General features: G+C 60.6%; 16 protein-coding genes and 1 pseudogene. 10 read left to right on the top strand and 7 right to left on the bottom strand.

Annotated features, from left to right (window positions below; genetic code table 11):
* Positions 1-245: 245 nt before the first annotated feature.
* A complete protein-coding gene (locus GIV26_RS16365; protein WP_236281514.1) occupies positions 246-1,058 on the bottom strand; it encodes a class I SAM-dependent methyltransferase in 813 nt (270 codons plus the stop codon).
* A gap of 154 nt (positions 1,059-1,212) precedes the next feature.
* On the opposite strand from GIV26_RS16365, the gene GIV26_RS16360 reads away from it, so the two are divergent.
* From GIV26_RS16360 to GIV26_RS16345, 3 genes are all read left to right on the top strand, one after another.
* Entirely contained in the window at positions 1,213-2,451 is a 1,239-nt protein-coding gene (locus tag GIV26_RS16360; RefSeq protein ID WP_034127348.1) for an MFS transporter, read from the top strand.
* 142 nt (positions 2,452-2,593) lie between these two features.
* Positions 2,594-4,180 carry an ABC-F family ATPase gene (locus tag GIV26_RS16355; RefSeq protein ID WP_003191057.1) on the top strand — a complete coding sequence of 529 codons (1,587 nt, stop codon included), beginning with the start codon at positions 2,594-2,596 and terminating at the stop codon, positions 4,178-4,180.
* 219 nt (positions 4,181-4,399) lie between these two features.
* A complete protein-coding gene (locus GIV26_RS16345; protein ID WP_236281511.1) occupies positions 4,400-5,572 on the top strand; it encodes an MFS transporter in 1,173 nt (390 codons plus the stop codon).
* Here GIV26_RS16345 and GIV26_RS16340 read toward each other — a convergent pair.
* On the bottom strand, positions 5,566-6,603 hold the full coding sequence (locus GIV26_RS16340) for an alpha/beta hydrolase family protein (protein WP_034127346.1): 1,038 nt from the start codon (positions 6,601-6,603) through the stop codon (positions 5,566-5,568). The genes GIV26_RS16345 and GIV26_RS16340 overlap by 7 nt on opposite strands.
* Before the next feature lie 191 nt (positions 6,604-6,794).
* Positions 6,795-7,406, bottom strand: coding sequence for an FMN-dependent NADH-azoreductase (locus GIV26_RS16335; RefSeq protein WP_034127345.1), 612 nt, complete (start codon positions 7,404-7,406; stop codon positions 6,795-6,797).
* A gap of 125 nt (positions 7,407-7,531) precedes the next feature.
* On the opposite strand from GIV26_RS16335, the gene GIV26_RS16330 reads away from it, so the two are divergent.
* The gene (locus GIV26_RS16330; RefSeq protein ID WP_014718355.1) at positions 7,532-8,440 is read left to right on the top strand and encodes a LysR substrate-binding domain-containing protein; all 909 of its coding nucleotides are present in this window, start codon (positions 7,532-7,534) and stop codon (positions 8,438-8,440) included.
* Positions 8,437-8,793, top strand: coding sequence for an MmcQ/YjbR family DNA-binding protein (locus GIV26_RS16325; RefSeq protein ID WP_034127343.1), 357 nt, complete (start codon positions 8,437-8,439; stop codon positions 8,791-8,793). The genes GIV26_RS16330 and GIV26_RS16325 overlap by 4 nt, the downstream gene beginning before the upstream one ends.
* Here GIV26_RS16325 and GIV26_RS16320 read toward each other — a convergent pair.
* A complete protein-coding gene (locus GIV26_RS16320) occupies positions 8,782-9,165 on the bottom strand; it encodes a DUF1294 domain-containing protein (protein ID WP_034127342.1) in 384 nt (127 codons plus the stop codon). The two genes, GIV26_RS16325 and GIV26_RS16320, sit on opposite strands and share 12 nt — an antisense overlap.
* Positions 9,162-9,992 (bottom strand): undecaprenyl-diphosphate phosphatase, encoded by an 831-nt coding sequence (locus GIV26_RS16315; RefSeq protein ID WP_044273643.1) that lies wholly within the window; start codon positions 9,990-9,992, stop codon positions 9,162-9,164. The genes GIV26_RS16320 and GIV26_RS16315 overlap by 4 nt, the downstream gene beginning before the upstream one ends.
* Positions 9,993-10,218: 226 nt before the next feature.
* On the opposite strand from GIV26_RS16315, the gene GIV26_RS16310 reads away from it, so the two are divergent.
* From GIV26_RS16310 to GIV26_RS16300, 3 genes are all read left to right on the top strand, one after another.
* Positions 10,219-11,853 (top strand): methyl-accepting chemotaxis protein, encoded by a 1,635-nt coding sequence (locus GIV26_RS16310; RefSeq protein WP_034127340.1) that lies wholly within the window; start codon positions 10,219-10,221, stop codon positions 11,851-11,853.
* Positions 11,854-12,053: 200 nt separating this feature from the next.
* Positions 12,054-12,617 (top strand): nicotinamide riboside transporter PnuC, encoded by a 564-nt coding sequence (gene pnuC / locus GIV26_RS16305; protein WP_034127339.1) that lies wholly within the window; start codon positions 12,054-12,056, stop codon positions 12,615-12,617.
* Positions 12,614-13,144 (top strand): AAA family ATPase, encoded by a 531-nt coding sequence (locus GIV26_RS16300; protein ID WP_236281509.1) that lies wholly within the window; start codon positions 12,614-12,616, stop codon positions 13,142-13,144. Before pnuC ends, GIV26_RS16300 begins: the two co-directional genes overlap by 4 nt.
* A gap of 111 nt (positions 13,145-13,255) precedes the next feature.
* Here GIV26_RS16300 and ggt read toward each other — a convergent pair whose 3' ends face one another.
* Positions 13,256-14,980, bottom strand: a complete 1,725-nt coding sequence (gene ggt / locus GIV26_RS16295; RefSeq protein ID WP_054895942.1) for a gamma-glutamyltransferase — start codon at positions 14,978-14,980, stop codon at positions 13,256-13,258.
* Between the two features lie 201 nt (positions 14,981-15,181).
* Between ggt and GIV26_RS16290 the strand changes: the two genes are divergently transcribed.
* Positions 15,182-16,327 (top strand): MalY/PatB family protein, encoded by a 1,146-nt coding sequence (locus GIV26_RS16290; protein ID WP_236281508.1) that lies wholly within the window; start codon positions 15,182-15,184, stop codon positions 16,325-16,327.
* 56 nt (positions 16,328-16,383) lie between these two features.
* On the opposite strand, the gene GIV26_RS16285 is transcribed toward GIV26_RS16290, so the two are convergent.
* On the bottom strand, positions 16,384-16,599 hold the full coding sequence (locus GIV26_RS16285; protein WP_003173733.1) for a TOBE domain-containing protein: 216 nt from the start codon (positions 16,597-16,599) through the stop codon (positions 16,384-16,386).
* Between the two features lie 377 nt (positions 16,600-16,976).
* Between GIV26_RS16285 and GIV26_RS16280 the strand changes: the two are divergent.
* A pseudogene (locus GIV26_RS16280) lies at positions 16,977-17,325 on the top strand (ribonucleotide-diphosphate reductase subunit beta); the annotation flags it as partial.

Below are 17,325 nucleotides of genomic sequence, written 5' to 3'. Positions count from 1 at the left end.
GGCAAGCCAGCTCCCACATGTTGGAACGCGGGGCGTCAGGCAGATAGGCGGTGGCTGGCACGCCGTTACGGGAGCAAGCTCCCTCGCCACAGGTGAACATATAAGACGTGGCTATCCGATTTGATCACGGCATTTTCACAAGGCCTTCACTTTTCGACCTATAAGGTCAGGCCTACCTACTCCAGTGAATCACTTGGCCCGCCCTCTCCTCGCGGGCCTTTTTTTTTTGCGTGCGCAAACCTTGATTAGCCATTACGCCTGATCGCTGTCATGGTAAAGCACAGGGGCAGTTGCGCGGCCTGATGCTCATATTGATCGTAGAGCTCTTCCCGGTTGGAATGCGGGTATTCCTGCAAATGAGCGATCTGCAACTGCGCTGCGATAGCCCCGCTGACTACATTGCCCAGGGTATGTACATACCAATAGGAGGTCGGCCCGGGCCGCTCATCCTTCCCTTCATAGATAATTGCCTCCTGCAGCACAAAGGGTTCACGCTGGAAGTAAGAACTGGCAGGCAGCATAGGGTTGGCCCCACAGGGGTCAAACATCTCAAGAAAGGGATGGGTTTCGTACATGACCAACGTACCGCCGGGCTTCAGCACACTGGCAACCTGGCGCATGAACAACGCCACATCCGGCATCCAGCCCAGCACGCCGATGGTCACCAGGGCAATATCGAACCGTGCCTGCAAACGCTCGGGCAAATGGTGGATATCGGTCTCAATGAACTCAGGGCTGTGTGGCGAGGCCTCGGCCAACTCCCGCGCCTGTTCAAGAAACGCCCGGGATTGATCAACCCCCACCACCGAACGGGCGCCCAAGCCATACAACGAAAGGCTTTCGCGCCCGTTGTTGCAGCACAATTGCACCACGTCCTTGCCCACCACGCCTACCTCTTGCAGCAAGGTGGTGATGGTCGGGTCCAGGCAGGAAAAATCAGGCTCGGCTACCGAGTCCAGCAGTGCCGCCCAGGTCGCGGTGTCTTTATGCAACCCGGCGGATTCGTCCCAGGCATTTCTATTGCTGGCGATCGCCTCTTGCGCTGAGGGCATGTCCATTGCTTCTCCAGAAATTCATTCCAGTGGGCTTCGGAAAGTAAATTAAATGCGCGCAGGAGGAAACCCTGGCCCACCGCGAAACTTATCGCCCAGCCAACAGGTCATTATCCCAACGCGCGCTCAGCCCCTGAACGCCGCTCTTGAAGGTCGCACCGTGGCCCGTCATTCAGACCTGCGCATCGCTCTATCCCTGGACAGCCTGAACTTCTTTCTTGCCGATGTGCGCGACGGTCTCGGACCGTACCTGGCGATCTATCTGTTGGCCGTCCATCAATGGGAGCCGGCCAGCATTGGCGTGGTCATGACCCTCGCAGGCATCGCTGCCTTGCTGACCCAAGGCCCCGCGGGTGCGCTGATCGACCGCACTCGCAGCAAACGCGCGGTGGTTGCCATTGCCGCGCTATTGGTGACGGGCAGTTGCCTGATGCTGCCCTTCGTCAGTTCATTTGGCTGGGTGGCGCTGACCCAAGCTGCCAGCGCCGTAGCTGCCTCTGTCTTTGCTCCGGCAATTTCCGCCATTTCGCTGGGGATCACCGGGCCGCGTGCCTTCACCCGGCGTACCGGGCGCAACGAGACTTTCAACCATGCCGGCAATGCCGTGGCCGCGCTGCTGGCCGGCGGGCTGGCCTACCTGTTCGGGCCGGTGGTGGTGTTCTACCTGATGGCGTTTATGGCCGTCGCCAGTGTCATTGCGGTCAGTTGCGTGCCGGCCGAGGCGATTGACCATGAGGTCGCCCGTGGTTTTGATCCGGCCCATCACACCGACCACGAACAGCCCTCGGGCCTGAAAGCATTGCTGGCCAACCAACCGCTGCTACTGTTTGCCATCTGCTGCGCACTGTTTCACCTGGCCAATGCCGCGATGCTGCCGCTGGTCAGCCAGAAACTGGCGCAGATCAATCTGCAGATGGCCACTCCGCTGACGTCAGCCTGCATTGTCGCCGCACAGTTGGTGATGGTGCCGATGGCCTGGCTGGTCGGGCTCAAGGCCGATATCTGGGGGCGCAAGCCGCTGTTGCTTGCAGGTTTCCTGATACTGCCGTTGCGTGGCGTGCTCTATACCTTATCCAGCGACCCCTACTGGCTGGTGGCCGTGCAGATGCTCGACGGTATCGGCGCCGGCATTTTCGGCGCCCTGTTCCCGGTGATCGTCAAAGACCTGACCCAAGGCACCGGCCGCTTCAACGTCAGCTTGGGCGCCCTCTCCACCGTATTCGGCCTGGGCGCGGCACTCAGCAACAGCCTGGCCGGCTTCGTGGTGCAGCAGGCTGGCTACAACGCGGCCTTCCTGACGTTGGCAGCGGTTGCAGCCGCTGCCTTGATGCTGTTGTGGCTGGCTATGCCTGAGACATTGGCAAAACCATCCTTCGCTCGCCATACAACTGTCGCCTGACATATGCGACAATGCGCGCCAAATTCCAACACACATCCCCAATTTTGTGTTCAGCGACCGGGTTTCGCGCCTTGATGTCGCTGTTGACGCATGCCTGAAGGCACCTGCCGTCACGCTCGCAACCCATTGATAGGTAAAGTAATTGATCTCCACAGCTAACATCACCATGCAGTTCGGCGCCAAGCCGCTCTTCGAGAACGTCTCGGTCAAGTTCGGCGCCGGCAACCGCTATGGTCTGATCGGTGCCAACGGTTGCGGCAAGTCGACCTTCATGAAAATCCTCGGTGGCGACCTCGACCCGTCCGGCGGCCAGGTCATGCTGGAGCCGAATGTGCGCTTGGGTAAACTGCGCCAGGACCAGTTCGCCTACGAAGAATTCACCGTGCTCGACACCGTGATCATGGGCCACGAGGAGCTGTGGAAGGTCAAGGCCGAACGCGACCGCATCTACTCGCTGCCGGAAATGAGCGAAGAAGACGGCATGGCCGTGGCCGAGCTGGAAACCGAGTTCGCCGAGATGGACGGCTACACCGCCGAATCCCGCGCCGGCGAGCTGCTGCTGGGCCTGGGTATTCCCCTGGAACAGCATTTCGGCCCGATGAGCGAAGTGTCCCCAGGCTGGAAGCTGCGCGTATTGCTGGCCCAGGCGCTGTTCTCCGACCCGGAAGTGCTGTTGCTCGACGAACCGACCAACCACTTGGACATCAACACCATCCGCTGGCTGGAAAACATCCTGACCCAGCGCTCCAGCCTGATGATCATCATCTCTCACGACCGTCACTTCCTGAACAGCGTGTGCACCCACATGGCTGACCTGGACTACGGCGAGCTGCGCCTGTTCCCGGGCAACTACGACGAGTACATGACCGTGGCGACCCAGTCCCGCGAGCAATTGCTGTCGGACAACGCCAAGAAGAAAGCGCAGATCTCCGAACTGCAATCCTTCGTCAGCCGCTTCTCGGCCAACGCCTCGAAAGCCAAGCAGGCGACCTCCCGTGCCAAGGCGATCGACAAGATCCAGCTGGCCGAAGTCAAGCCGTCGAGCCGTGTGAGCCCGTTCATCCGTTTCGAGCAGAACAAAAAGTTGCACCGCCAGGCGGTCATGGTCGAAAAGATGGCCAAAGGTTTTGACGGCAAGCCACTGTTCAAGGATTTCAGCTTCCAGGTTGAAGCCGGCGAGCGCGTGGCGATCATCGGCCCCAACGGTATCGGCAAGACTACCCTGCTGCGTACCCTGGTCAACGAACTGACCCCGGACGCCGGTAGCATCAAGTGGACCGATGCCGCCGAACTGGGCTACTACGCCCAGGACCACGCCCACGACTTCGAAGACGACGTGAGCCTGTTCGACTGGATGGGCCAGTGGACCCAAGGCGAGCAAATGATTCGTGGCACCCTGGGCCGCATGTTGTTCTCCAACGACGAAATCCAGAAGTCGGTCAAAGTGATCTCCGGTGGTGAACAAGGTCGCATGCTGTTCGGCAAGCTGATCCTGCAAAAGCCCAACGTGCTGATCATGGACGAACCGACCAACCACTTGGACATGGAATCCATCGAGGCGCTGAACCTGGCGCTGGAGAACTACCCGGGCACGCTGATCTTCGTCAGCCACGACCGCGAGTTCGTATCGTCCCTGGCCACCCGCATCATCGAGTTGAGCCCAAGCGGCGTGATCGACTTCAGCGGCACCTATGACGACTACCTGCGTAGCCAGGGTGTGGTGTTCTAAGAACAGCACTTAGCTGCAAGCAAAAGCCCTGTCCCTGTGACAGGGCTTTTTGCATACGCTCTACTACTGTAGGAGCGAGCTTGCTCGCGAAAAACCTGAGGACGCCGCGCAGAATCAGGCAACCCGCGTTATCGTTGACGTTCTTCGCGAGCAAGCTCGCTCCTACAGTAATGCGGGATATGCCATGATGCTTTACCGCCCGCCAGCGATTGAGTACTCATGCCTGCCGCCCCCTCCTCCCTGTCGATCACCCTGCAGATCGTTTCCATCGTTTTCTACACCTTCATTGCCTTTATCTGCATCGGCCTGCCGATAGCGGTGATTCCAGGCTATGTGCACGAGCAACTGGGTTTCAGCGCCGTGGTGGCCGGGGTGACCATCGGTTCGCAGTACCTTGCCACACTGCTCAGCCGTCCGATGGCCGGGCGGATGTCGGATAACGTCGGTACCAAACGCGCGATCGTGCTAGGCCTGGCCGGCATTCTGATCAGCGGTGTACTGACCTTTATCGCCACGCTGCTGGAAAGTCTGCCGAGCTTGAGCCTGGGTATTCTGATCGCCGGTCGCCTGTTACTCGGCGTGGCCCAGGGCCTGATTGGCGTGGGGACCATCAGTTGGTGCATGGGCGCGGTGGGCGCCGAGCACACCGCACGCTCGATTTCCTGGAATGGCATCGCCTCCTACGGCGCGATTGCGATTGGTGCGCCACTTGGCGTGGTGATGGTGGCTGATTACGGCTACACCAGCCTCGGTCTTGCCCTGGCGGTGTTGGCGTCGTTGGGACTGGTGCTGATCCGCAATAAACCGTCGGTGCCGGTGGTACGTGGCGAGCGGCTGCCGTTCTGGGCGGTGTTCGGGCGTATCGCACCGTTCGGCGCCAGCCTGTGCCTGGCTTCGATTGGCTACGGCACGTTGACGACTTTTATCACGCTGTATTACCTGAATCGTGGCTGGGCCGGTGCGGCGTATTGCCTGACGGTATTTGGTATGTGCTTTATTCTCTCGCGCCTGGTGTTTATCTCAGCCATCAGCCGGTTTGGCGGGTTCACCGCCGCCATCGCCTGCATGATCATCGAAACCCTGGGCCTGACACTGTTGTGGCTGGCACCGTCTACCAGCGTGGCCTTGATCGGCGCAGGGTTGACCGGTTTTGGTTTGTCACTGGTTTACCCGGCGCTCGGCGTGGAAGCTATCAAGCAAGTGCCGGACAGCAGCCGCGGCGCGGGGCTGAGTGCGTATGCGGTATTTTTCGACCTGGCCCTGGCGATTGCCGGGCCGTTGATGGGCGCCGTGGCGTTGAATCTTGGCTACGGCTGGATATTCTTCTGCGCCGCGTTGCTGTCGGTCAGCGCGCTCGCGCTGACCGTACTGCTCAGGCGCCGCGCCTACTGATCAGCCGTCTGCAGGCCGGCACGCGTTGCCTCACCGAGGGTGCGACTGAAAAAGCGCCCGGCCTCGGAGACCATATCGCGGTGAATCCCTTCGCGGTCGACACCATCGGCATCGGTGCAGATGCCTGGCATTGTCGCCAGCTGATCACTGTCGCACGGGGCCATGAATACAAAGTGCCCTGCCCCGGCCAACAGCTTGAAGTCCGGCGGCTCTGGCAGTTTGCGCGCCAGGGCGGCGGCGTTTTTGTCCACTGCCACCAACTGGTCGCCATCGCCACTGTAGAGCAGCACTGGCACATGCACGTCCGCCAGGGTATGGCGGCCAAACATCAAGCTCAGCGGCGCCATCAGCATCAACGCATGGATGCGCGGGTCAGCCTGGGGTTGCAAGTCGTCGCGATCAACCACCAACTCGCCCTTGGTGGTGCACGCGTCGCGGTCTTCGGGGCGTTCCTGGCAGTAGCGGCGCAGACGTTCGAAATCCGGTTTGGCGCCCGCCAGGATCAATGCCGTTTCGCCACCGGCGGAATAACCAATGACGCCGATCTGATCGACATCGACAAAGGGCGACAGCATCGGATCGGCCAGGGTGGCGGTGATCGCCTGGGATATCTGGATCGGCCGGCCATACAGATTACTCACGGTGCCCAGGCGGCTGTGGTCCTTATAGTTGTCGCCGGGATGCAGGACCGCCACCACTACGAATCCCTTACGCACCAGTGACGTAGCCAGGTCGTGCAGGGCCAGGGGCGTGCCGGTGTTGCCGTGGGACAGCATCAGCATCGGAAAACGGCCGATAGCAACCTTGGCATCTTCACTGGCCGCGACCTGATAGGCGCCCAGCGGCGTGGTGCGTTCGGTATCGGTGGAAGGGTAAAACGCGATGGCCTTCATCGGCTGCGAATCCAGCGGGTCGAGCACACTCATGCGATGAAACCCCACACTCCAATGGGGGTGCGGTGCCGGTGCGGCGTGCACTGAAACCAGGCCGCCCAACAGCGAAAGTACCAAAACAGCACAAAGACGCATCATGGGGACGTCCACCTTTGCTGCACAAGAACCGGCCTGTCGAATAAAAAGTCCAGGGTATCGCAGGGATGTGTGCATATCCTGGGCCACAACGAAAAAACTCCGTACTCCGCTCGCGTTCAGGCGATCAGAATACAGAGTTTAGGCGCTCGGTTTCAGAATGAAACCGAGGACAGGCCAAATTTACATAAGCCTTACGCAGCGGCGAACAGTTGCTCGTTGATGCGCACGTTGGCGTCGCTCATGGCTTTGCTGCGCACTTCATCACCGTAGGCCAGGCCTTCAGCGCGCACGATCTCAATGTCGGTGATGCCCAGGAAGCCGAACAGCAGCTTCAAGTAGCCTTCGTGGGCAGCGCCCGAAGCTTGGTCGGCATGCAGGCCGCCGGCGGTGGAGACAATAATGACTTTTTTGTTGCCGCACAGGCCTTCAGGGCCGGCTTCGGAGTAACGGAAGGTCTGGCCGGCCACTGCGATGCGGTCGATCCAGGCTTTCAATTGGGTTGGGATGGTGAAGTTGTACATCGGCGCACCGACTACCACAGCATCGGCGGCGAGGAATTCAGCCAGCGACGATGCACTCAGTTCAGCCTCGTGCTTTTGCGCCGCATCGCGCAGTTCCGCAGCAGTGCCCAATGCGCCCAAGGTAGCGCCGGAGAAATGGTTGATGCCTTCGCTGGCGAGGTCGCGGTAGGTCACTTCCACACCCGGCTGCGCGGCTTGCCATGCCTTGACCACACCGGCGCTGAGCTGACGGGAGGCCGAGTTGTCGCCGAGGATGCTGGAATCGATGTGCAACAGTTTCATGATGGATCTCCGAGGTGGGATCGACAGTGGCGATCAGATGGTGGTGATGCTACGCATGAAACCAATGGTCGATAAGCCACCCGAAATGCGATAGTTTGTCCCACTGACAGGACAATAGGCCCACCATGCAAGACCTCAACGACCTCTACTATTTCGCCAAAGTCGTCGAAGCCGGCGGTTTTGCTGCGGCTGGCCGGCTGCTCGGCATTCCCAAATCCAGGCTTTCACGGCGCATTGCCGAACTGGAAGACCGCCTGGGTGCACGCTTGCTGCAACGCACCACCCGGCAACTGACGCTCACCGCCGTCGGCGAACGCTACCTGCGCCACTGCCAGGCCATGCTGCTTGAAGCGGAAATGGCCGACGAGGCCGTGGCCAGTATGTCCAGCGAACCACGGGGGCGCTTGCGGGTCAGTTGCCCGGTGGGCCTGGCCCAGCAGATCCTGCCGGAGCTGGTAGCCGGTTTTTTGGCCGCGCACCCGTTGGTGCAGTTGGACATGACCCTGGTGAATCGCCGCGTCGACCTGGTGGCCGAAGGCATTGATGTAGCGCTGCGCGTACGCGAACTGGGCGACGAAGACCCGTTGCTGGTCACCAAACGCCTGCGCCAGGCGCATACCGTGCTGGTGGCCAGCCCCGTTTTCATGCGTGAGCGGCGGGTCGAAACCCTGGAAGACCTCAAGCAGTTGCCAATCCTTGGCGCACTCGAGGCGGACCGAATGGTGCACCAACGCATCATCGACCCCCAGGGCAATATGCACGAGCTAGTGATGGAGGCGCGCCTGGGCATCGAAGACTTTATCGTGCGCAAGGCCAGCGCAATGATGGGTGTGGGCTTTACGGTGCTGCCAATGATGTACTGCGAAGAAGAACTGGCCAGCGGCCGGCTGGTGCAACTGCTGCCGCAATGGTCATTGCCAGGCGGCTGGCTGCAGGCGGTCTACCCGCACCGGCGCGGCGTGCTGCCGGCCATCCGGGCCTGGATCGACTATCTGGAAGAAGGCTTCAAAGGCTGTGGAGATCGGCTGTTATGAGCATGACGGAAGAACAAGTCGCACGTTTTTGCCTGAGCCTGCCAGGCGCCCGCGAAGACTATAAATGGGGTGGCGTGCGGGTGTTCTCGATTGCTGGCAACAAGATGTTCGCCTTGCAGAACCTGCGCGGTGAGTCGCTGGCCTTCAAGGTCGACAAAGAACTGTTCCTGGGTCACGTCGACCGCCCGGGCATTCACCCGGCGCCTTACCTGGCGAGGGCGCAGTGGGTCATCATGAACACGCCCTACCCTTTGGGCGCAGAGGAACTGCGTGGCCTGTTGCAGCGCTCCCACCAGTTGGTGGTAAGCAAGCTGCCCAAGCGCACACAGATTGGCTTGCGGCTAGAGGATTGACAGCAAGGTGCCGCCGAGGAACAGCTGGTCCAGCCAGAACACCTGGTGCAACAGCACAATCACCCAGAACAACACCTGGTAAGACACCTTGCGCGTCTTGTGCCGGAACACCTGCTGGGCAATCAACGCCCCCGGCCAACCGCCCGCCAACTCCACCGCATGCAGGATGTTTTCCGGGGTGCGCCAGCCTTCGGTCTGCGCCTTGCGCTTATCGCTCCAGTACAAGAAGAACGCCACCACGCTGACCACGCCATAGGCCATCAACGGGATCACCGTTTCGCCGCGATACCACAGCAACGCCGAGCCCAGCAGCGGCGCGGCACACAGCAGTACAAAGATCAGCGCCTTCAGGCGTGGGTGCTGGATAGTCATGGCTTGACCGCAGTCCAGTCGATCCAGCCGAACTGCCAGGTCGCCAGGATCACCAGGCCGAACGCAATCCGGTACCAGGCAAACGCCGCGTAGCTGTGGCTGGCGATGAACTTGAGCAGGGCCTTGACCGCAATCATGGCGAAGATGAACGAGGTGACAAAGCCAATGGCGAACACCGGCAGGTCCGCGGGCTGGAACAGGTCACGGTATTTATAGCCCGAGTACACCGCCGCACCGACCATGGTCGGCATCGCCAGGAAGAACGAGAACTCGGTAGCTGTCTTGCGCGACAGGCCGAACAACAGGCCGCCGATGATCGTTGCACCGGAGCGCGAAGTGCCCGGGATCATCGCCAGACACTGGGCCAGGCCGACCTTGAGGGCGTCTTTCCAGGTGATGTCGTCGACGGTTTCAGCCCGCACTGCATGTTGGCGGCGCTCGGCCCACAACATGATCACGCCACCCACTACCAGGGCAGTCGCTACAGTGATCGGGTTAAACAGATAGTGCTTGATCAGGTCGGCAAAAATCACCCCCAATACCACCGCCGGCAACACGGCGATGATCAGGTTGACGGTAAAGCGCCGGGCCTTGGGCTGGGTCGGCAGGCCGATGACCACGTCAAAGATCTTGCGCCGAAACTCCCAGACTACCGCCAGGATCGCGCCCAGCTGGATGATGATATTGAAGGCTTCGAAACGCTCGCCGCCAAAATTGATCAGGTCGGCGACGATGATCTGGTGGCCAGTGCTGGAGATCGGCAAGAACTCCGTAAGCCCCTCGACGATGCCGAGAATCAATGCCTGTATGGCGGTCCAAAAATCCATGCTGTCTCCAAAGGTCATGCGCGTGGCATGCCTCTTAGTCTTTTTTAAGTTCACTGACGACGAGCGCACACAAGCGCCCGCAGTTGATTCTCAACGCCGGTCTGCAAAAATTCCGTGAAAAATCAGGCAGTACTCAGGTTTTTCGATTCCGGGCCGAAAGCCTATCAGACACGCCGGAAATCTCGAAGCAGCACCACAATTATAAAGAGCAGGGAGTGACAGGACGATGAACAGTTTGCGCAGCATGTCGATCAGCCGCCGCCTTTGGCTGATCCTGATAGTCGCCGTGTTGATGCTGCTGGCCTTGGGGCTGTTGATGCTCAACCAGATCCACGGCGACCTCTACCAGGCCAAGCGCCAGCAGACCCAGCACGTGGTACAGACCGCCAGTGGCGTACTCAGCTATTACCAGAACCTGGAGAAAACCGGCGTACTGACCCGTGACGCCGCGCAACAACAGGCCCTGAGCGCGGTGCGCGGCCTGCGTTATGACCACGATGATTACTTCTGGATCAACGACCTCACCCCCGTGATGATCATGCACGCGGCCAACCCCAAGCTCGACGGCCAGAACCTCTCGGCGATTCGCGACCCGGACGGTTTCGCCGTGTTCAACGAATTCGTGAGCCTGGCCAAGGCCAAGGGCGCCGGCATCGTCAACTATCGCTGGCCGAAGCCCGGCGCCGAAGCGCCGGTAGAGAAAACCTCGTACATCCAACTGTTCGAACCCTGGGGCTGGATTATCGGCTCCGGCGTCTACGTCGACGATGTACAGGCTGAATTCAGGGGCCAGGTGTGGAAAGCCTCGGCCATTGGCCTGGGCATTGCGTTGATGATGGCCGTGCTGGTGGTGTTGATCGCTCGCAGCATCGTGCAGCCGTTGCAGGCGGCGGTGAATGCCATGGGCAATATCGCCAGCGGCGAAAGCGACCTGACCCACAGCCTCGACACCCATGGTCGTGACGAACTGACCGCACTGGCCCAGCACTTCAATAGCTTCACCGCCAAGCTGCGCCAGGTTGTCGGCCAGTTGCAGGTGTGCGCGAACGCCCTGGGCCAGTCGTCCACCGAGCTGGGCCACAACGCCAGCCAGGCCCATGACCGCAGCCAGCAGCAATCGCAGCAGATGGAACTGGTGGCCACCGCCATCAACGAAGTCACTTACGGCGTGCAGGACGTAGCGAAGAATGCCGAACACGCCGCCAGCGAAATGCGCGATGCCCAGGCCCAGGCACAACAGGGCCAGGTCAACATCGACGGCAGCTTGCAGCAGATCGACCAGCTCTCCACCACCATCAGCCAGGCTGTGGAGGTGATCCGCACACTCTCCAGCGAAAGCACGCAGATCGGCGGGGTACTGGAGGTGATCCGCTCCATCGCCGACCAGACCAACCTGCTCGCCCTCAACGCCGCCATCGAAGCCGCCCGCGCCGGGGAGCAAGGCCGTGGGTTTGCGGTGGTCGCCGATGAGGTGCGGCTGCTGGCCCAGCGCACGCAGAAATCCACCGCCGAGATCCAGGTAATGATCGAGCGCCTGCAAGGCCACTCGGAAGCGGCGGTCAAGGTCATCAGCGACAGCCACAGCGCCTCGCAACTGACCATCGAGCAAGCCGGCCAGGCCGGTGCAAGCCTGACTGCCATCGGCCAGGCGCTGCATAACCTCAACGGCCTGAACGCCTCGATTGCCAGCGCCACCCTGCAGCAGGCCCATGTGGTGGAAGACATCAACCAGAACGTCACCCAAGCGGCCGGGCTGTCCCACAGCACGGCGCTGGCGGCGGAGCAATCGAGCGTGGCGAGTGCGCAGTTGCGTGGCTTGAGTGAGCAGCTTGATGGGTTGCTGCGCCAATTCCGAATCTAGCGCTGATTAGCCTTTTGTAGGAGCGAGCTTGCTCGCGAAAAACCCATAGGCACCGCGGTTATTCAGACAATACGCGGTAACCTTGACGATCTTCGCGAGCAAGCTCGCTCCTACAGAGGGCAATGACGCATTGCTGTGTTTGAGGATCGGTGAGCTCTGGGTACAATCACCGCCCTCTCCCACTCTCCCAAGGATCCACCATGTCCGGGCTTGAACTGTTCGCCGCCGCCCTGGGGGTGATCGCTGTCTGGCTGACGGTCAAACAAAACCCCTGGTGCTGGCCCATCGGCCTGGTGATGGTGTTGCTCTACACCTGGGTGTTTTTCGAGGTCAAGCTCTACTCGGACATGCTGCTGCAAGTGGTCTACGCGGCGCTGCAAGTTTACGGTTGGTGGCAGTGGACCCGCGCTGGCGAGGTCAAGCAAGGCCGCCAGGTCACCAGCCTGAAAGCGCCGGCAATCATGGCCAGCCTGGCTGTGGGCGCCGTCGGCAGTCTGCTGCTGGGCGCCGCCATGGCCCACTGGACTGACGCCGCCCAGCCCTGGCTCGACGCCGCCCTCACCGGCTTCAGCCTGGTCGCGCAGATGTGGATGGCGCAAAAACGCGTGCAGTGCTGGCCGTTGTGGATTGTGGTGGATGTGATCTTCGTCGGCCTGTTCCTCTACAAAGGCCTCTATCTCACGGCTGCACTCTATGCATTGTTTACCGTGATTGCCGTGCAAGGCTGGCGCGAGTGGCGCGCCGACCCGGCGTTACGCGCATGAAAGTGGTGGTATTGGCGGGCCCCGAATCCAGCGGCAAGAGCTGGCTGGCGGCGCAGTTGCACGCGCGCTTCGGCGGGTTGATGGTGGGGGAATATGTGCGGTACTTCATCGACCAGCATCAGCGCGACACCACCCTGGCGAATATCCCGGCCATTGCCCAGGGCCAGTTGGCCTGGGAGGATGCCGCCCGCGCCAAACGCCCCGCCTTGCTGATCCTCGACACCCACCTGCTGACCAACAAGCTCTGGAGCCAGACCCTGTTCGGCGACTATCCCGGCTGGCTTGATGACGAACTTCTGGCGCGGCATTACGACCTGCACCTGCTGCTCTCACCCGAGGATGTGGAATGGAGTGCCGACGGCCAGCGCTGCCAGCCGGAACTGGCGGATCGCCGGGCGTTTTTTCAGGCCAGCCTGGAGTGGATGCAGGAGCATCGACAGCCGCTGGTGGTGATTGGCGGGGATTGGGAGCAGCGCCGCCAGGCGGCATTTACCGCCGTCAAGCAGTTGCTCGCCTTCCCCCTGTAGGAGCGAGCTTGCTCGCGAAAAACCGGAGTGCGCCGCTGTGAATCAGGCACCCCGCGTTATCGTTAACGATCTTCGCGAGCAAGCTCGCTCCTACACCAACGGTGTGAAGCCTTAGTAACCCAACGACAACCCCGTATTGCGTCGCGGGTCATTGGCCCCATAGAAGCGGTTGTTACCCACCGGCTTGCCATCCAGAGCAGGCGCACCGACCAGGATCGCCGCCAAATGGTTGGCATCTTGCGGACCAGCAAACTTATGGCCCCAGCTCTCGAGAATCTTCTGGGTATCCGGGCTCACGGCAAACGTCTCAAGGTTGGTGGTCTCAGGCATCCACTGCTGGTGGAAGCGCGGCGCGTCCACGGCTTCCTGGATATTCATCTTGTAGTCGATGACATTCAGGATGGTCAGCAAGGTGGCAGTGATGATGCGACTGCCCCCCGGTGTACCGACGACCATCACCGCCTTGCCGTCCTTGGTGACGATGGTCGGGCTCATCGACGACAGCGGCGCCTTGCCCGGTGCGATGGCGTTGGCTTCGCCCTGCACCAGCCCGTACATGTTCGGCACGCCGACCTTGACGGTGAAGTCGTCCATTTCATCGTTGAGAATCACCCCGGTCTTGCTCGCCATCACCCCGGCACCAAACCAGTCGTTGAGGGTATAGGTCACCGAGACCGCGTTGCCCCATTTGTCGACGATGGAATAGTGGGTGGTGTTATTGCCTTCATGGGGCGATACACCCGGTTTGATTGCCTGGGAATCACCGGCCTTTTGCGGTTCGATCGCCGCACGTAGCTTGGCCGCGTAGTTCTTGTCCAGCAGATGCTCGATGGGGTTCTTCACGAAGTCCGGGTCACCGAGATAGCTGTTGCGGTCCACGTAGGCGTGGCGCATCGCTTCGATCTGGTAGTGCAGGCCCTGGGCCGAGTGATAGCCCAGGTCGGCCATTGGGTAGCCTTCGAGGATGTTCATGATCTGGCAGATCACCACACCGCCGGAGCTGGGTGGCGGCGCCGAGACCACATGGTAGCCACGGTAGTCGCACTCGATGGGGGCCAGTTCGCGGGTTTTGTAGGCGTCGAGGTCGGCCTGGGTGATGATGCCTTTGCCGGCCTGGCTGGAATCCACTACCGCCTTGGCGACCCAGCCTTTATAGAAACCGTCGGTGCCCTTGGCCGAGATTTCCTTCAGGGTTTTGGCCAGGTCCTTCTGCACCAGCTTCTGGCCTACCTGCATCGGCTCGCCGTTATGCAGGAAGATGCCACGCATATCCTGGTCTTTTTCGAACTCACCGGTGGCGGTGTGCAACAGGTCGATATCGCCCTGCTCCAGCTCAAAGCCGTTTTCCGCCAGCTTGATCGCCGGGGCAATCACTTGGGCGCGCTTGAGGGTGCCGTATTTGCTCAGGGCCAGCTCCATGCCGGACACCGTACCCGGTACGCCGACCGCCAAATGGCCTTTGGCGCTGAGGCCCTCGACCACATTGCCGGCCTTGTCGAGGTACATATCGGCCGTCGCCGCCAGCGGGGCTTTTTCGCGGAAGTCGAGGAAGGTCTTGCGCCCGTCCGCCAGTTGCACCGTCATGAAACCGCCACCGCCGAGGTTGCCCGCCGCCGGGTACACCACCGCCAGTGCGTAACCCACCGCCACCGCCGCATCGACTGCGTTACCGCCGGCCTTGAGCACATCGACACCCACATGGGTTGCCAGGTGCTGGGCCGTGACCACCATGCCATTTTCACCCGCAACCGGGGCTTGGGAAGCTGCGTGCACCCCGTTGACCGTTAATACCAGCGCGGTAGCAATCAAGGTGTGACTCAAGGGTTGGTATTTCATCCATGGCTACTCTGATTATTGAGATGCACCAAAATAGCCCCTCGCTGATTCAATCCCCAGCGCAATGGCGTTTTTATTACAGAACTTGTCGGTCATGGAACGCACACCGCTGTGCAAGGCGGCAATCAGCTCTGGCCTATAAAATTAATGGCGCTAGAATCGGCGCCATTCTTTCGCAGCCGCCCTGATACGAGCCTGTCCATGAGCTTTGATTTCGACACGATCCACCCACGCTTCGATACCGGCAGTACCAAGTGGAGCCGTTACCCGCAAGACGTTCTGCCGATGTGGATCGCCGACATGGACATCGCCGCGCCGCCCGCCATCTTGCAAGCCCTGCACGCGCGGCTCGACCAGCAGATTCTCGGCTACAGCGTGGCCGGCCCGGACGTGCGCGATGCCATCGTCGCTGACCTGTGGGCCAAGTACGCCTGGCGCGTACAGCCCGAAGAACTGCTGTTCCTGCCTGGCGTCGAGCCTGGCTTCAATATGGCCCTGCACGCCTTCGTCCAGCCTGGCCAGGCGGTGGTGCTGCAAACCCCCAACTATCGGCCGATTCGCCTGGCGCCGGGCAACTGGAATCTGCCACGCATCGAAATGCCGTTCGAGTTGCTCAACGGCGAATACGTCACGCCTATGCCTGCGATGCGCCAGGCATTGAGCGGTGCCGGTGCGTTGCTGCTGAGTAATCCGCACAACCCCATCGGCAAGGTATTTCCCAGGGAGGAACTGACGGCGGTAGCCAATGCCTGCCTGGAAGCTGGCGCGCTGCTCATCAGCGACGAGATCCACGCAGAGCTGTGCTTCGACGGCCGTCGCCATATCCCCACCGCCAGCCTCAGCCCCGAGATTGCCCAGCGCACCATCACCCTGATGTCGGCGAGCAAGGCTTATAACGTGGCCGGCTTGAAGACCTGCTTTGCGGTGGTCCAGAACGCGGCAGTGCGCGAGCGTTTGAATAACGCGCGCTGCGGCATGGTCGACAGCGTCAGCCCCCTGGGCCTGGAAGCCACCCGTGCCGCCTACAGCGAATGCGCCGACTGGCTCAGCGCGCTGTTGCAGTACCTGCAGGCCAACCGTGACTACCTGCTCGATGCAGTAAAGACCCGCTTGCCTGGTGTGGTGATGCATGCACCACAGGGCACCTTCCTGGCGTGGCTCGATTGCAGCGCTCTTGGCCTGGATGACCCGCAGCAGTTTTTCCTGGAGCAGGCCAAGGTCGGCCTGAGTGCAGGGATCGAATTTGGCGATGACAGCCAGCAGTTCGTGCGCCTGAACTTCGGTTGCCCACGGGCGATGCTGGAGGAAGGTATACAGCGCATGGAACGTGCCTTGCGCCAGCGCTAACCTGCCCGACGAAGCATTCGTGGGAGGGGCAGGCAATCCCCTCCCACATTATTCATTCACAACTTGGCGATGGACACTTCAGTCGATTTCACGAAGGCAATCACTTCACTGCCCACCTTCAATTCCAGATCACGCACCGAACGTGTGGTAATCACCGACGTCACAATGCCAGACGCGGTTTGTACGTCGATTTCCGACACCACTTCCCCCAATAGAATCTCCTTGATCACGCCTTTGAACTGGTTGCGCACGTTGATCGCTTTGATGGTCATGTCGGCTTTCCTTTTGGCTGTTGGGTCAATCCGCACGAATGCGCAGGCCCTCAAATTGCGCCTCGATAGAAAAGATTAAAAGGAATAAATAACTATTTATCTATTCCATAAAGACATATTGAGTAAATATTCTTCGCCTCCCATCTGCCCGGCGCCCAACGTTCGGCAGCGACTTATAACCGCACATCTTGTGCGTTGACCAACCTTGTTACACACCATATAGTGTGCCCACAAACAAAACAGACCACTACATAGTGTGCAGAATCGGTATTTACCGACCACACTCAGCGCAGTATTTCAATGCCTGGTAGCCTGCAAATCGCACATTTTTTGGACGGGTTGAACACCGTCAGAACGGATCAGAAGGGAGTATTTCAATGCTGAGTTGGGATGAAGTCGATAACGAAGACACCGGTGCAGCGGTGATCAAAGGCGCCAACGCCGGCCACGCCACCGAAGCCAACATGGACCGTCTCGACGGTGCCGGCGCCGCTGCCGCCGTGGAAGCCCGCGCCGTCACCGCCAACGACTCCGCCGCCATCGTGCGCGCCAAGGCCGCCCTGGACAAACTCGACGTCGCCGAAGGCCTCGCCGAGCTGGAAGGCGCCTCCGCCCGCGTCGCCGTTGACGAAAAGCGCATGATCAACTGCCGCGCCGACCTCAACCAACTCGTGCCATTCAAGTACGACTGGGCCTGGCAGAAGTACCTCGACGGCTGCGCCAACC

Source organism: Pseudomonas sp. PA-1-3F (assembly GCF_021609665.1).
In the GTDB taxonomy this organism is placed as follows: domain Bacteria; phylum Pseudomonadota; class Gammaproteobacteria; order Pseudomonadales; family Pseudomonadaceae; genus Aquipseudomonas; species Aquipseudomonas paracarnis.
Note: the sequence above shows the minus strand (reverse complement) of the source record. Positions and strands in the feature narration are given on the sequence as shown.

Coding starts and splice junctions, on each gene's coding strand:
- GIV26_RS16365 (WP_236281514.1), bottom strand. CDS start 1,058: ATGGACATGCCCTCAGCGCAAGAGGCGATCGCCAGCAATAGAAATGCC.
- GIV26_RS16345 (WP_236281511.1), top strand. CDS start 4,400: ATGCCTGCCGCCCCCTCCTCCCTGTCGATCACCCTGCAGATCGTTTCC.
- GIV26_RS16340 (WP_034127346.1), bottom strand. CDS start 6,603: ATGATGCGTCTTTGTGCTGTTTTGGTACTTTCGCTGTTGGGCGGCCTG.
- GIV26_RS16335 (WP_034127345.1), bottom strand. CDS start 7,406: ATGAAACTGTTGCACATCGATTCCAGCATCCTCGGCGACAACTCGGCC.
- GIV26_RS16330 (WP_014718355.1), top strand. CDS start 7,532: ATGCAAGACCTCAACGACCTCTACTATTTCGCCAAAGTCGTCGAAGCC.
- GIV26_RS16325 (WP_034127343.1), top strand. CDS start 8,437: ATGAGCATGACGGAAGAACAAGTCGCACGTTTTTGCCTGAGCCTGCCA.
- GIV26_RS16320 (WP_034127342.1), bottom strand. CDS start 9,165: ATGACTATCCAGCACCCACGCCTGAAGGCGCTGATCTTTGTACTGCTG.
- GIV26_RS16315 (WP_044273643.1), bottom strand. CDS start 9,992: ATGGATTTTTGGACCGCCATACAGGCATTGATTCTCGGCATCGTCGAG.
- GIV26_RS16310 (WP_034127340.1), top strand. CDS start 10,219: ATGAACAGTTTGCGCAGCATGTCGATCAGCCGCCGCCTTTGGCTGATC.
- pnuC (WP_034127339.1), top strand. CDS start 12,054: ATGTCCGGGCTTGAACTGTTCGCCGCCGCCCTGGGGGTGATCGCTGTC.
- GIV26_RS16300 (WP_236281509.1), top strand. CDS start 12,614: ATGAAAGTGGTGGTATTGGCGGGCCCCGAATCCAGCGGCAAGAGCTGG.
- ggt (WP_054895942.1), bottom strand. CDS start 14,980: ATGAAATACCAACCCTTGAGTCACACCTTGATTGCTACCGCGCTGGTA.
- GIV26_RS16290 (WP_236281508.1), top strand. CDS start 15,182: ATGAGCTTTGATTTCGACACGATCCACCCACGCTTCGATACCGGCAGT.
- GIV26_RS16285 (WP_003173733.1), bottom strand. CDS start 16,599: ATGACCATCAAAGCGATCAACGTGCGCAACCAGTTCAAAGGCGTGATC.